The 14129-nt window shown below is 71.1% G+C and carries 14 protein-coding genes, 1 pseudogene and 1 riboswitch; of the genes and pseudogenes, 5 read left to right on the plus strand and 10 right to left on the minus strand.

From position 1 onward, the window contains the following. The first annotated feature begins 55 nt into the window (after positions 1-55). Entirely contained in the window at positions 56-1321 is a 1266-nt protein-coding gene (locus tag KGS77_RS01750) for a hypothetical protein (protein WP_242578351.1), read from the plus strand. Positions 1322-1448: 127 nt separating this feature from the next. On the opposite strand, the gene KGS77_RS01755 is transcribed toward KGS77_RS01750, so the two are convergent. From KGS77_RS01755 to KGS77_RS01785, 7 genes are all read right to left on the minus strand, one after another. Further along, positions 1449-3317, minus strand: a complete 1869-nt coding sequence (locus tag KGS77_RS01755) for a transglycosylase domain-containing protein (RefSeq protein WP_242587244.1) — start codon at positions 3315-3317, stop codon at positions 1449-1451. A 452-nt stretch (positions 3318-3769) separates the two neighbouring features. Beyond that, positions 3770-4714, minus strand: a complete 945-nt coding sequence (locus tag KGS77_RS01760; protein WP_242578352.1) for an urease accessory protein UreD — start codon at positions 4712-4714, stop codon at positions 3770-3772. After that, the gene (ureG, locus tag KGS77_RS01765; RefSeq protein ID WP_242578353.1) at positions 4711-5406 is read right to left on the minus strand and encodes an urease accessory protein UreG; all 696 of its coding nucleotides are present in this window, start codon (positions 5404-5406) and stop codon (positions 4711-4713) included. Before ureG ends, KGS77_RS01760 begins: the two co-directional genes overlap by 4 nt. 32 nt (positions 5407-5438) lie before the next feature. After that, on the minus strand, positions 5439-6113 hold the full coding sequence (locus KGS77_RS01770; RefSeq protein WP_242578354.1) for an urease accessory UreF family protein: 675 nt from the start codon (positions 6111-6113) through the stop codon (positions 5439-5441). Positions 6114-6233: 120 nt separating this feature from the next. Beyond that, complete coding sequence (locus KGS77_RS01775) at positions 6234-7955, minus strand: urease subunit alpha (RefSeq protein ID WP_242578355.1); 1722 nt, start codon at positions 7953-7955, stop codon at positions 6234-6236. Beyond that, complete coding sequence (locus KGS77_RS01780; RefSeq protein ID WP_242578356.1) at positions 7948-8259, minus strand: urease subunit beta; 312 nt, start codon at positions 8257-8259, stop codon at positions 7948-7950. The genes KGS77_RS01775 and KGS77_RS01780 overlap by 8 nt, the downstream gene beginning before the upstream one ends. 17 nt (positions 8260-8276) lie before the next feature. Continuing rightward, positions 8277-8579, minus strand: a complete 303-nt coding sequence (locus tag KGS77_RS01785; protein WP_242578357.1) for an urease subunit gamma — start codon at positions 8577-8579, stop codon at positions 8277-8279. Positions 8580-8953: 374 nt separating this feature from the next. Between KGS77_RS01785 and KGS77_RS01790 the strand changes: the two genes are divergently transcribed. Further along, complete coding sequence (locus KGS77_RS01790) at positions 8954-9907, plus strand: M28 family metallopeptidase (protein ID WP_242578358.1); 954 nt, start codon at positions 8954-8956, stop codon at positions 9905-9907. A gap of 25 nt (positions 9908-9932) precedes the next feature. Here KGS77_RS01790 and KGS77_RS01795 read toward each other — a convergent pair whose 3' ends face one another. The 3 genes from KGS77_RS01795 to KGS77_RS01805 form a co-directional block, all read right to left on the minus strand. Continuing rightward, positions 9933-10268, minus strand: coding sequence for a type II toxin-antitoxin system Phd/YefM family antitoxin (locus KGS77_RS01795; RefSeq protein WP_242578359.1), 336 nt, complete (start codon positions 10266-10268; stop codon positions 9933-9935). A gap of 93 nt (positions 10269-10361) precedes the next feature. After that, the gene (locus KGS77_RS01800) at positions 10362-10961 is read right to left on the minus strand and encodes an XRE family transcriptional regulator (RefSeq protein ID WP_242578360.1); all 600 of its coding nucleotides are present in this window, start codon (positions 10959-10961) and stop codon (positions 10362-10364) included. A gap of 166 nt (positions 10962-11127) precedes the next feature. Next, positions 11128-11655: a DUF2867 domain-containing protein gene (locus KGS77_RS01805; protein WP_242578361.1), complete on the minus strand. Its 528-nt coding sequence runs from the start codon at positions 11653-11655 to the stop codon at positions 11128-11130. 340 nt (positions 11656-11995) lie between these two features. Between KGS77_RS01805 and KGS77_RS01810 the strand changes: the two are divergent. The 3 genes and pseudogenes from KGS77_RS01810 (at position 11996) to KGS77_RS01820 (ending at position 14090) form a co-directional block, all read left to right on the plus strand. Continuing rightward, a pseudogene (locus tag KGS77_RS01810) lies at positions 11996-12627 on the plus strand (ATP-dependent Clp protease proteolytic subunit). A gap of 69 nt (positions 12628-12696) precedes the next feature. Further along, complete coding sequence (locus KGS77_RS01815; protein ID WP_242587245.1) at positions 12697-13002, plus strand: hypothetical protein; 306 nt, start codon at positions 12697-12699, stop codon at positions 13000-13002. Positions 13003-13450: 448 nt separating this feature from the next. Further along, a riboswitch (cyclic di-AMP (ydaO/yuaA leader) is annotated at positions 13451-13613 on the plus strand. Between the two features lie 3 nt (positions 13614-13616). After that, a complete protein-coding gene (locus KGS77_RS01820) occupies positions 13617-14090 on the plus strand; it encodes a C40 family peptidase (RefSeq protein ID WP_242578362.1) in 474 nt (157 codons plus the stop codon). Positions 14091-14129 lie beyond the last annotated feature (39 nt).

Consider the following 14129-nt stretch of genomic DNA (forward strand, 5'->3'; position numbering starts at 1 on the left):
GTAGCTTCCTGTGATACTCAGAGCAAACATGTGTGTGCTGCCAGGGAGTGGGAAATTGTCGAAAAGGACCGTGCACGGCGCGCCGGCTCTGCTCACCGTGGCCGCTCTCGCCCTCGGGCTGTCGGCCTGCGGCTCCGGTGAAACGGACGGCGAGAAGAGTTCCGCGTCGCCGTCCCCGAGCGCCGCCCAGGGGAAACAGGCCCCGCTGGAGAGCGACGGGAAGAAAGCCGGCAAACCCGAGGAGAAGTGGGACGGCAAGGTCAAGGTGCTGGGTGACGGCTCGACGTCCTATACGGGGCCGCAGCCCAAACAGCCCAAGCCCAAGAAGCTGAAGCCGGGTGAGAGGCCGCCGCAGTTCGTGGTCTTCTCCTGGGACGGCGCGCTGGAGGGCGACGACCACCTCTTCTCGCATTTCCGCGAGGCTGCCCGGCAGAACGACGCCCAGATGACCTTCTTCCTCACCGGCACCTATCTGCTGCCGAAGTCGAAGGCGACGATGTACCGCCCGCCGCAGCACAAACCGGGCGCCTCGGCCATCTCGTACGCGACGAACGAGCACATCAAGGACACCTTGCGGCAGCTCCGCGGCGCCTGGCTGGACGGCAACGAGATAGGCACGCACTTCAACGGTCACTTCTGCGGCCCCAAGGGCGGCGGCGACTGGAGCCCGGCGGAGTGGAAGAGCGAGATAGCGCAGTCGTATTCCTTCGTGCAGAACTGGAAGACGAACACCGGGTACACCGATTTGCCCCCGCTGCCCTTCGACTACAAGAAGGAGCTGGCGGGCGGGCGCGCGCCGTGCCTGGAGGGCCAGCAGAATCTGCTGGCGGCGGCCAAGACGTTCGGCTGGCGGTATGACGCCAGCTCGCCCGGCGACTTCCAGATATGGCCGTCCAAGGCCAACGGCATCTGGAATTTCCCGCTGCAACTGCTGCCCTATCCCAAGAGCGAGAAGCAGGTCCTGTCCATGGACTTCAACTTCCTCTACAACCAGTCCGGTGACAACACCAAGGGCGACCCGTCGAAGTACGCGCAGTGGCGGAAGCTGACCCGCGACGGATACCTCAACGGATTCGAGCGCGTCTATCACGGGAGCCGGGCGCCGCTTTTCATCGGCAACCACTTCGAGGACTGGAACGGCGGCATCTACATGAAGGCCGTCGAGGACGTCATGAAGTCGGTGTGCAAGCGGAAGGAAGTGCGCTGCGCCACCTTCAAACAGGTCGCCGACTGGCTGGACGCCCAGGACCCCCAGGTCCTCCAGCGGCTGCGCGGGCTGGACCCGGCACAGTCCCCGGACTGGTCGGAGCTGGTGAAGTGACCTCGCGCCGCCCATAAAGACCCCTGAGGACCGGCAAACGCCGGCAAAGCCCAGCAAACGTCGGCAAAGCTCGGCAAAGACGAGGCCCCGTACGCGCGCGTACGGGGCCTGTGTCGTGGGCCCGATGCTAGCGGGCGGTCATGTACCGGGTCCAGATGTCGATCGGGTACGTGCTGCCGACGTTCTTCTTCGGCGCGCCGCCGAGGCCGTCCAGAGGAAGCAGTTCCTGGCTCTTGGGGTCGATGCGGGCGAGCGAGACGGCGGTGGAGAGCGTGCCGCGGTAGCCGACGAACCAGGCGGACTTGTTGTCCTGCGCGGTGCCCGTCTTGCCGGCCGCGCCCGGGCCCGCGGCCCTGGCCCGTACGGCGGTGCCCCGGCGCACCGCGTCGCGCAGCGCGTCGTCCACGGAGCCGGCCACCGACCGCGGCAGGACCTGCTCGGTCTTCGGCTTCTCCACGGGCACCTCGGCGCCGTTGCGGGTGAGCCTGGCGACCGAGTACGGCTCGCTGTGCCTGCCCTGGCCGGCGAAGGTGGCGTACGCGTCGGCCATGCGGATGGCGCTGGGCGTGGCCGTGCCGAGCGAGAAGGACGGCAGTTTCTCGCCGAGGCTGCTCTCCAGCAGTCCCGTCTGCACGCCCATCTTGCCGACCTCGTCCAGTCCCACGTCCATGCCCAGTTGCATCATCGTGGTGTTGACGGAGTGCACGACCGCGTTCTTCAGCGTGATCCTGCCCCAGGACCTGTCGCCGTCGTTCACCGCCTTGGCGATCTTTCCCGAACGGTCCCAGTAGGGCCCCTCCGGGGTGAGCAGCGTGATCTTGTTGTTGCCGTCGTAGACCGTGGCCGGGGTGACGGGGGTACGGGGCTTGCCGCGCTCACGCTCGACACCGTCGCGCAGGGCCGCGGCGTAGACGAACGGTGTGAAGGCGCTGCCGGCCGGGACGACGGAGGAGTTGGCGTCGTTGAAGCCCTGCCGGAGGTAGTCCGGCCCGCCGTACAGGGCGACGATCCGGCCGTCCGTGGTCACCGACGCGGCACCGATGCGGACATTGCGGTCGGCCTCGCGGCTGCCCGGCCGCAGCTTGTCCCGCGCCTCCTTGACGGCCTTGGCCAGCGCCGTCATCCGGGGCTTCTCGAAGGTGGTGTGGATCTGGTAGCCGCCGAGGGCGAACTCCTTCTCGGAGATCTTGGTGTGGGCACTGACATAGGCCCGGGCGGTCTCCACGAGGTAGCCGTTCTGACCGGTCAGCCCGGCGGGCTTGGGCGGGGCCTGGGGCTCGGGGAAGTGGGTGTAGCGGGCCCGCTCCTCCTTGGAGAGCTTGCCGATGGCCACCATCCGGTCCAGGACCCACCTCCAGCGCTCCACCGCGCGCTCGTGGTTGGCGTGGCCGAGCGCCGGGTCGTACAGGGCCGCGCCCTTCAGGAGCGAGGCGAGGAAGGCGCCCTCGCTCACGTTCAGATGGGAGGCGTCCTTGCCGTAGTAGGCGTGGGCGGCCCGCTGGATCCCGTACGTGCCGCGCCCGTACCAGCTCGTGTTCAGGTAGCGCTCGAGGATCTCGTTCTTGCTCATCTTGTTGTCGAGCTTGATGGCGATGAACATCTCGTCGAGCTTGCGGCCGAAGGTCTGCTCCTGATTGAGGTAGGCGTTCTTGACGTACTGCTGCGTGATGGTCGATCCGCCCTGGGTGCTGCCACCGGTGATCATTTTGGAGACGGCCCGGACCATGCCGCTGGGCGAGATGCCGCTGTCGGAGTAGAAGGTCTCGTTCTCGGCGGCCAGCGCGGCCCAGCGGACCTTCTCGGGCACCTTCTCCAGGGGGGTGTCCTGCCGGTTGATGTCGCCGGTACGGGCCATCTCGGTGCCGTCGGCCCAGTAGTAGACGTTGTCCTGCTGGGTGGCGAAGGCGTTGAGGTCGGCGGGTATCTCGGTACGCGCGTACATGATCAGCAGCACACCGGCCAGCAGGCCGACGAAGGAACCGGCCAGGCCCAGCATCTGGCGCCAGGACGGCACCCAGCGCCGGAAACCGGTCCGTCCGGGGCGCGGGTAGACCGGGCGGACCGGGATGTCCCGGAACGCGATGCCTCTGATCGGGCCCCAGTCGGTGCGTCGTTGTACGGCCCGTCGCCGGCCGGCGGCCCGCCGGGGCCGAGGACGGGCCGCCGGTCGGCCGGAGCGGCATCGTGGTTCCGGGCGTGTGCCCCTTTTCGAGGTTCGATCACCGCTCGACCCTATGGGATGACCTGGGGCGCGAATGTTCTGCTCTGTCGCGAAAACATTACGTTTCCGACCCATCTCGTTCCCGAAGAGGTGCCCTGAGTCACTCCCGGCGTGTCACGTGCTTCTTCGCCGTGTGCTTCTCCGCCGTGTGCCTCTTCCCCCTGTGCTTCTCCGCCGTGTGCTTCTTCTCCGCGCGTCCCGGAACCGCTCGCCCGTGCGCCCGCGCGTCACCGCACGGCATGACCGGCGTCCAGCAGACGTCGCAGCCGCAGCGCGTCCGGCGCGACGGCGGTGACCAGTGCCGCCGGTCCGGCCAGCGGCGTACGGACGCCTTGGCCGCCGTCCTCGCCCAGCAACCGGACCTCGGCCGGCTCCTCACCGGGCGCCGGACCGGCGACGAGCAGTTGTCCCGTCGCCCGGTTGCCGCCCAGGACGGCCGCGGAGTCCCAGCCCGGGACGCCGTCCCCGTACGCCGTCTCCTGGTCCAGAAGCGGACGTCCGGCCCGGCGGACCGTCAGCCGGCTGCGCAGCCGGCCCGGCCGTTCGCCGCTGCGGCCCAGCACCTGTTCCTCCCGCAGCACCAGGCGCGCGGTGGGGGCCAGGCACACGGTCGTGGACATCCGCAGATCGCTGCCCGCCGCGGAGACCAGCGGCTCGGGAAGCCACTCCAGCCGGGCCCCCTCCCCCACGGTCAGCACCACGTCGTAGTACGCGGCCCCGCCCGCCCGGCCGGGGAGGGCGACGGTCGCGGCGGCGGCGGTGACACGCAGGTCGGCGCCCGGCTCGACGGTGACCTCGATGCGCAGCCGGTCGCCGCCGAGCGGGGCGCTCATGGCGCCGACGACGCAGACCCGCGCCTGGTGCGTATGCGGACGGCTGCCGTCACCGCTCCCCTCATGGGGATCGCGGGAGGCGCATGAGTGGTAGGTGTCGTACGAGCGGATGCGGCGCAGCGCGAGCGGGCCGTCGCCGTCCAGGACGGGCAGCCGCGTGACGCCGTCCGCGTCGGCCCGCGCCGTGATACGGGCGGTGGCGCGCAGACCACCGGCCGAGGCGGGGGCAGCCGCCGACGCCGGTGGTGCCGCCGGTATCGATGCCGGTGACGAGCCGTCCGGTGCGGGCCCCGCGTCCGGTACGGCCGGCCGCGGGGCCCCGGGAGGGGCGAGCGTCATACCGGGCCCGCGGTCCAGTCGGCCAGCCGCGCGCGGACCCAGTCCACCACCGGTGCGACCCCGCCCTCGGCCTTCAGCGCGGTGAAGGCGACGGGCAGCTCGCCGCGCTGCGCCTTGGCGTCGCGTGCCATGCCCTCCAGGTCGACCCCCACATAAGGGGCGAGATCGGTCTTGTTGATGACCAGGAGGTCGGCGGTGGTGACGCCGGGTCCGCCCTTGCGGGGGATGTCGTCGCCGCCCGCCACGTCGATGACGAAGATCTGCGCGTCGACCAGGCCCTTGGAGAAGGTCGCGGTCAGGTTGTCGCCGCCGGACTCGACCAGGATCAGGTCCAGCGGCCCCACCTGCTCCTCCAGGTCCTCCACCGCTTCGAGGTTGGCGGAGATGTCGTCGCGGATGGCGGTGTGCGGACAGGCCCCGGTCTCCACGGCCGTGATCCGCTCGGCGGGCAGCACCGCCTCCCGCAGCAGGAACTCCGCGTCCTCACGGGTGTAGATGTCGTTGGTGACCACCGCGATGGACAGTTCGTCGCGCAGCGCCCGGCACAGCGCGGCGACGGTGGCGGTCTTGCCGGTGCCCACCGGCCCGCCCAGGCCGATGCGCAGGGCCCGGCGGCTGCCGTCCGCGCGGCGCGGGGCGGCGGCGCTGTAGGTGTGGCGCTCGGGGAAGGTCTCGCCGTGGTCGCGATGCATGGCTGCTCCGGGGGTGTCGTACGGGCTGGTGGTCAGGAGGCGAAGAGGCGTACGGGCCAGGCGGCGTGCTGCTCGGCGGTGATGTCCAGCAGCGGTGCCGAGGCGGCCGGCAGCACGTCGACGCCCTCCAGCGGCAGGCGCCCGGCGGCCTCGGCGGCCCGGCCGGCGACCAGGTCGAGGTCGGCGGTGAGACGGGCGAGGACGGCGGTGGCGTCGAAGGGGTCCAGGCTCAGCAGGCGTACGGCCGCGGTGGCCGGGCCGCTGACGGTCTCGTACGCGACGGCGTACGCGGCGTCCAGCGGGGTGAGCCCGGCCGACCGGGCCGCCAGGCCCAGCACGACGGGCTGGTGGGCGCCGCGCGGCCGGGCCGCGGCCAGCGCGTCGAGTCCGGCGCCGGGCCAGGTGGCGCGGGCCGCGCGCATCATCTGGCGCCCCAGCCGCCGGGCGGTGGCACGCAGGGCCGGTACGGGCGTACGGGCGTCGGCCGCCTCGTCCAGCAGGAGCGGGTCGTACCCGCCGGCCGCCGCGGCGGCCAGCGCGGCGGCGACCAGGCCCGTGGTGTGCAGCCGCCCGCGGCAGAAGTCCTCCAGCGAGCGCGCGTCCGTGATGCGTCCGGCGGTGACGGCCGGTTCGGCCCCGCCGGAGTGGGCGTGCCCGCCGGCGGGAAACCGGCCGTCGGCGAGGACGAGCAGCGCCGCCCGGCTCATCGTCGTCCTTCGCGCTGCGGTCCCGTACGCATGTCCATCCCGCCGTCCATGCCGCCGTCCATGTCGCTGTCCACGCCGCCGCCCATACCGTTCACCGCAGTTCAGAGGAGTCCGTAGGTTTCAGAAGAGGAAGTACCGCTGGGCCATGGGCAGTTCGGCGGCCGGGTCGGGTTCGACCACGTCCCCGTCGATGGTCACCGTGAAGGTGTCGGGGTCCACCCGCACCCGCGGCAGCGCGTCGTTGTTGCGCATGTCGGCCTTGGTGAGGCCGCGGGTGCCGCGGATGGCCCGGAAGGACTTGCCCAGCCCGAGCCGCTCGGGAAGGCCGTCCTCGATGGCCTGCTCGGCCACGAAGTTCAGCGAGTTGCCGCCCGGGGCGCGGCCGGTGGCGCCGAACATCGGCCGGGGCAGGACCGGCTGCGGCGTGGGGATGGAGGCGTTGGCGTCGCCCATCTGCGCGTACGCGATCTGCCCGCCCTTGATGACCAGGTGCGGCCGGACGCCGAAGAACGCCGGGTCCCACAGCACGAGGTCGGCGAGTTTGCCGTCCTCGACGGAGCCGACCTCGTGGTCGATGCCCTGGGCGACGGCCGGGTTGACGGTGTATTTGGCGACGTACCGGCGGGCCCGGTGGTTGTCCGCGAGGTGGTCGCCGGGCAGTGCGCCGCGCCGCTTCTTCATCACGTGCGCGGTCTGCCACGTCCGCAGGACGACCTCGCCGATGCGGCCCATGGCCTGGGCGTCGGAGGACATGATCGAGATGGCGCCGAGGTCGTGGAGGATGTCCTCGGCCGCGATGGTGGAGGGCCGGATGCGGGACTCGGCGAAGGCCAGGTCCTCGGGGACGGCCGGGTTGAGGTGGTGGCAGACCATCAGCATGTCGAGGTGTTCCTCGACGGTGTTCAGGGTGTGCGGCCGGGTGGGGTTGGTGGATGCGGGCAGGACGTTCGGCTCGGAGACCATCGCGATCATGTCGGGGGCGTGGCCGCCGCCGGCGCCTTCGACGTGGTACGCGTGGATGACGCGGCCCGCGATGGCGGCGAGGGTGTCGGCGAGGAACCCGGCCTCGTTCAGCGTGTCGGTGTGGATGGCGAGCTGGACGCCGCTCTCCTCGCACACGCGCAGACACGCGTCCAGTACGGCGGGGGTCGCGCCCCAGTCCTCGTGGATCTTGAAGCCGAGGATGCCGGCCCGCAACTGGTCGCGCAGGGACTCGCGGGAGGTGGTGTTGCCCTTGCCGAGCAGCCCGACGTTGACCGGCGAGGAGTCCATCGACGCCAGCATCCGGGCGACGTGCCAGGCGCCGGGCGTGACGGTGGTGGCCTTGCTGCCCTCGGCCGGGCCCGTACCGCCGCCGATGAGCGTGGTGACGCCGGAGGCGAGCGCCTCGTCCACCTGCTGCGGGCAGATGAAGTGGACGTGGGTGTCGATGGCGCCGGCGGTGAGGATCTTGCCGTTGCCCGCGATGATCTCGGTCTCCGGGCCGATGACGAGGTCGGGGTGGACGCCGTCCATGGTGTCGGGGTTGCCGGCCTTGCCCAGTGCGGCGATCCTGCCGTCCCGGATGCCCACGTCGGCCTTGACGACACCCCAGTGGTCCAGCACCACCGCCCCGGTGATCACCGTGTCGGGGGCGCCCTCGGCGCGGGTGGCGCGGGACTGCCCCATCGACTCGCGGATCACCTTGCCGCCGCCGAAGACGGCCTCGTCACCGGCCCGGCCGGGGCCGCCCGAGCGGTCCTCGGTGATCTCGATGAGGAGGTCGGTGTCGGCGAGGCGGACGCGGTCACCGGTGGTCGGGCCGAACAGGCCGGCGTAGGCGGCGCGCGTCAGCTCAGCCATCGAGGGGGCCCCTGGTCTCGCCGCGCAGGCCCGCGACGATCCGCTTGCCCCCGACGGGGACGAGTTCGACCTCGGTGGGGATGCCGGGTTCGAAGCGTACGGCGGACCCGGCGGGCACGTTCAGCCGCTTGCCGTGCGCGGCGGCGCGGTCGAAGTCCAGGCCGGGGTTGGCCTCGGCGAAGTGGTAGTGGGAGCCGACCTGGACGGGCCGGTCGGCGGCGTTGAGCACGGTCATGCGGGTGACCGGGAGGCCCTCGTTCAGGCGCACCGGTTCGGCGGCGGGGAGAATCTGCCCCGGGATCATGGTCGGCCTCTCCCCGGTCAGTTGATGGGTTCGTGGACGGTGACGAGCTTGGTGCCGTCGGGGAAGGTCGCCTCGACCTGCACGTCGTGGATCATCTCGGGGACGCCTTCCATGACGTCCTCCCGGGTGAGCACCTTGCGGCCGGAGGACATGAGTTCGGCGACGGTCCGGCCGTCCCGTGCGCCTTCCAGGATGTGCGAGGTCAGGAGGGCGACGGCTTCGGGGTGGTTCAGCCGCAGCCCGCGGGCCCGGCGCTTTTCGGCCACATCAGCCGCCACATGAATCATCAGGCGTTCCTGTTCATGCGGGGTCAGTTGCATGCCTTCCACCTCACCGTCTTCCTGCCCCGGGCGCATCGGCCCAGGTCACGGGCGCGAAAACACCCGCAAAGGCAGATGTACCACACACTGATTAAAGGAGGAGCAAACTGACATCCAGCACCGTGCCATCAATTCCCCCGGGTCCCACATCGTCAGGCGCCGCTGCTCACAGGCTAGTTCGGCGGCATTTCGACGGTGTTAACGCCAGGACCCGATGAGGGACGCCCGAAGTCCCGCCGTATACGCGGTGTGTCCCGATATCCGGAACAGCCGGTCCGGTATGCGCTCTTGACGGGACGAGAAACGATCACAATCCTCATGTTCGCGTCAATCAGCTCCGCACCATCCCCCCACACCTGTATCGGAGCCACACCGTGACTCGTTCCGTACGAATACGCCGTGCCGCCCTCGCCACCGGTGCGTGCACCGCCCTCGCCGCCGGCCTGCTGGGCACGGCGTCCGGGGCCCAGGCCACCGCTCCCACAGCGGCGACCGCTCCCGACATCCCCGTCGCCGCCGTCAAGGCACACCTCCAGCAGCTCCAGTCGATCGCCGAGGCGAACGGCGGCAACCGGGCCCACGGCGGCCCCGGCTACAAAGCGTCGGTCGACTACATCAAGGGAAAGCTGGACGCCGCCGGCTTCACCACCTCCGTCCAGGAGTTCAGCCACGGCGGCAGCACGGGCTACAACCTCGTGGCCGACTGGCCCGGCGGCAGCGCGGACCACACCGTCATGACCGGGGCGCACCTGGACTCGGTGAAGGCCGGCCCCGGCGTCAACGACAACGGCTCGGCCTCCGCGGCGATCCTGGAGACCGCCCTCGCGGTCTCCCGCGAGGGGTTCAAGCCGGCGAAGCACCTGCGGTTCGCCTGGTGGGGCGACGAGGAGGACGGCACGGTCGGCTCCCGGCACTATGTGGACACGCTGGCCGCCGCCGACCGCGCCAAGCTCGACGCGTACCTGAACTTCGACATGATCGGCTCACCGAACCCCGGCTACTTCGTCTACGACGACGAGCCGCGGCTGGAGAAGGTCTTCAAGGACTGGTTCGCGGCCAAGAACATCGCCACCGAGATCGAGACGGAGGGCGACGGCCGTTCGGACCACGCCCCCTTCAAGGAGGCGGGCGTCCCGGTCGGCGGCCTGTTCTCCGGCGCGGAGCGCGTCAAGACCGACGAGCAGGCGAAGAAGTGGGGCGGCACGGCGGGCAAGCCGTTCGACCCCTGCTACCACGCCGCCTGCGACACGGCCCGGAACATCGACGAGACCGCGCTGGACAACAACAGCGACGCCATCGCCGACGCCCTGTGGAAGCTCAGCTCCTGACGCTCCGTCAGCAGCCGTGACGCGCTCAGCCCTCGCGGCCCGGTTGCCGGTTCCCGGCGGCCGGGCCGCGGTGCTCGGCCGCGGCGGAGCCGTGGTGCTGCGCCGCGATGCCGAAGCGGTGCCGTTCGCCGGCAGCGGACGGCAACTGCCGCACCGAGGAGACCGTGCTGATCACCTGCTCGTTCCCGGCCGCCACCTCTGCCTCGACCGCTTCGAGTCGTTGCAGGTCGGCGGCGGACACCAGCGCCACCAGGGGCTTCCCGTGGCGCGTGACGACCACCCGCTCGTCGCCGTAGACGACGCGGTTGATCAGATCCGCGAGCTCTGCACGGGCTTGCGTCACCGGAATCTCGTAGGTCATGCTCACAGTTTATGTGTCCATGGCCGTGGACGGTCCGGCGTACGCCGTGCCCCTGCTCGCCCCCGGCCCGGCGGTCGTGGCGCAGGCCGGCGGTCAGGGATCGGACCGCTCCTTGGGACGGGGCTTGGCACGTACGTGCATGCGCTCGCCCTGGCGGCCGAAGAGGCTGAGAACCTCGACGGGGCCGTCACCGGCGCTGCCGAACCAGTGCGGCAACCGGGTGTCGAACTCGGCCACCTCCCCCGGCCCCATGACCAGGTCGTGGTCGGCCAGGACCAGACGCAGCCGGCCCGCCAGGACGTACAGCCACTCGTACCCCTCGTGGGTGCGCGGGTCCGGCGTGTTCCGCTCGGCCGGTATGACCATCTTGTAGGTCTGGAGCGGCCCGGGGTGCCGGGTCAGCGGCACCACGGTGTTGCCGTGTACGCGCTGGGGCGTCAGGCGGACCCGGGGGTCACCGACCGCGGGGGCGCCGACCAGTTCGTCAAGGGCGACCTGGTGTGCCTGGGCGAGCGGAAGCAGCAGTTCCAGGCTGGGCCGGCGCAGGCCGGACTCCAGCCGGGACAGGGTGCTCTTGGAGATGCCGGTGGCCTCGGACAGCGCCGCCAGGGTCACGCCGCGCTGGGTCCGCAGCCGCTTGAGGCGCGGGCCGACCTCGGTCAGGGCCCGGGCGATGGCTGGTGAGTGGTCCATGCACGTCATTGCACCGTCTTGTCCCGCGAATGGCAACACGGATTGCGGGGAGCGGGACGAGGGTCCGGGCACCGGACCGACCCCCGGACCAGGGCCGGACCAGGGCCGGATCATGGCCCGGTCGCAGATCGGCGTACCGTCGCGCATCGCCGCCGTCGCGTCGCTCCTAAGCCGCCGACCGGGAGCCCGGTGCGGTCCGGCGGCGGCCTGCGGCGGACCGGAGCGCGCGCCGCAGCAGCAGGGGGACCATCAGGTGGTGGACCGGCGCCGCCACCCCCCACGCCACCCGGCCGGCCCGCCCCTTGAAGCGCACGGTGGTGGCCCACAGGATCTGCGCGTCCTCCACCAGCACGACGTTGTGCGCGTCGACCAGCCGGGAGGGTGCTTCCAGGGTGACCGAGCCGGGACCGGGACGCGTCACCCGCCATCCCAGGACGTGCCGCGGGGAGGACTTCGGGCCCAGCCGCAGCCCCAGTACACCGGTCCACCCCAGCATCAGGCACCACCGCATGGGAAGCGGGGCCGTCTCGAACGTGACCCGTGCCCACTGCTCCGGCGTCAGCGGCCGGCCGTCCGGCACAGGTGACGCGAAGGCCGACGCGTAGTGGTACCCCGCGAGGTCTTCGCGGGCCCGCAGCGCTCGCGGCACTTCCACACGCCGTACGCGCGCGGGGGATGCGGAAGCAGTGGCCATGGCAGACGGCTCCTTACGGCAGCGGGCTGAGATCAGCGGCAGGCTGAGGTCAGGGGATCGTAACCGCACGGCGGCCGGCCGGTCCGTACCGGGCCCGGCGTTCCCAACTTCCCTGCCATCTGTGGCTCATGACGCCCTGTTCCGCCGCATGACCCCTCATGTCGTGCGCCGGGACTTTCGCTGTGGGCGAGCGCCCAAGACCGCTGTGACCGCTTGCCTTCCCTCTGCGGGCGAGTCATGCTCACTTCTGCCAGGACGTACGTCCTGTACATTTTTTACATCGGCGCGTGCGGACACGTACGGGACGCGTACGGAGCACGTACAGAGCAGAGGAGTCGCCATGGACCGCCCCACGGCCCGCCATGTCCTTCCGGAGTTCACCGAACGCACCTTTTACGGGGTCCGCACCATGGACCCGTACTCCAAGCTGCTCAGTGAGCGTGTGGTCTTCCTCGGCGCCCCGGTCGACGACACCGTCGCCAACGACGTGATCGCGCAGCTCGTCCACCTCGACTACGACGCCCCGGGGCGCGACATCTCGCTCTACATCAACTCCCCCGGCGGCTCGTTGACCGCGATGAGCGCCATTTACGACACGATGCAGTTCGTCTCCTGCGACATCCAGACCTACTGCCTGGGACAGGCCGCCTCGGCCGCGGCGGTGCTGCTGGCCGCGGGCGCCCCGGGCAAGCGGTTCGCCCTGCCGCGTGCGCGCATCCTGATCCATCAGCCGTCCCTGAGCGAGCCGATCCAGGGACAGGCTTCCGACTTGCAGGTCAAGGCCGCGGAACTGCTGCGCAGCCGGGCGATGCTGGAGGAGATGCTCGTACGGCACACCGGCCGGCCCGCCGAGCAGATCGCCGCCGACATCGAACGCGACAAGATATTCGACGCGCGGGGGCGCTGGAGTACGGACTCATCGACGGGCTGACCGGCAGTCGCAAGCGGCCGGCCGTGGCGCCGGCCGCGTAGTGAGCGGAGCGCACGAGGGAATGGGACGCACGAGGGAATGGGACGCATGAGGGGGACGAGATGAGCGGGATGCTGCCGCCCGAGTTGCCGCCGCTGCCCGCGCTGACCCGGGCCGAGGGCGAGTTCATCGACAGCTACCTGGCAGTGCTGGACCTGCTGGGCCGTATCAACCCGAGCCGGGGCGGGGCCACTTACGGCGGGCTGCGGGCCGCGCAGGCCCTGGTCGCCAAGGCAACGGACCTGCGGGACGCGCTGACGCTGATGCACCGGCGCGGCGAGAGCGAACTGCACGCCGCGACGCTGACGCGGGCGCTGCGGGTGCTGGACGGCGAGCGCCGCGCCCGCCTGGTGACGGTGCCGCCCGCCCAGAAGTGACGGGGCCGGCGAACGACCGCGGAACAGCGGCTGCGGCCGGCGCGTGCCCGTCGCATCGCCCGCCCCGGGGACGACCGGCTCCCCCACCGGCAGCGGAGCGCACACCCCTTCGCCAAAGGGCACACGGGACTGACAGGCGACCGGGGTTCGCTCGCCCGTTCGGTGTAGTCAGGGTCCCGGCTTTTGCGGGAGTGCGGTTGCGCAACACGCGCACACAACATCCGGAATGATCCGCTCCGCGCCTGGTGCGGGGGTCCTCACGGGTCGCGGCCCGGGCACGAAGCGGGCGTTGTCCACCTGAACGGGTCAGTCGTGACCAGCCTCACATACGGCCGTTTCGGCTCGGCATCCTGCCGCCGCCGGGTGACGATCCCTCTCGACGACAAGCCCCCGCCACAGCGGTGGGGCGGTCCGGACGGGCGCCGAATCCTGCCGCCGTGCCGGGCGTCCGGTCGATGCGCCTGATCGGCAGGAGCGGAGGACCCGAGCACGACGGGACCGTCGGCCGGCGAAGCCGACGGCCCCTTGGGGTGAAGCCGGAGCCACGGCCGGGCATCTTCGCCTGCCCGAACCCGACAGGTTCTCCTTCGCAGGCGGCTGACGAAGGGTTGCGCATGGCTGCGCACGTTCGCGTTTCCGGGATGCCGGTGCGGGCGGGAGTGATCTCCGCTCTCGCCCTCGCCACGGCCGCCGGGACGATGATGATCCCCGGTGGGACGGCGGAGGCGCAGGCCGCCTCGGCCTCCGCCAAAGCGCTGCGGATCGCCGCCTCGAAGAAAGGGGCTCCCTACCAGTACGGCGCGACGGGCCCGTACCGCTTCGACTGCTCGGGCCTGACGCTGTACTCGTTCAAGCGCGCGGGCAAGAAACTCCCCCGCACCGCCGCGTCGCAGTACAACCGCACCCGCCATGTCCCCGCATCCTCCCGCGCACGCGGTGACCTGGTCTTCTTCTATTCCCGTGGGGGCATATACCACGTGGGGATATACGCCGGGAGCGGACGCATCTGGCACGCGCCCAAGACCGGTGACGTGGTGCGCCTGCAGAAGATATGGACGCGCAGCGTCCTGTACGGCCGGGTGCGCTGACCCGGGCGCCAACTCCTGTTCCTGTTCCGCCCCGCCGGG

This window comes from Streptomyces sp. MST-110588 (genome assembly GCF_022695595.1).
Lineage (GTDB): Bacteria > Actinomycetota > Actinomycetes > Streptomycetales > Streptomycetaceae > Streptomyces.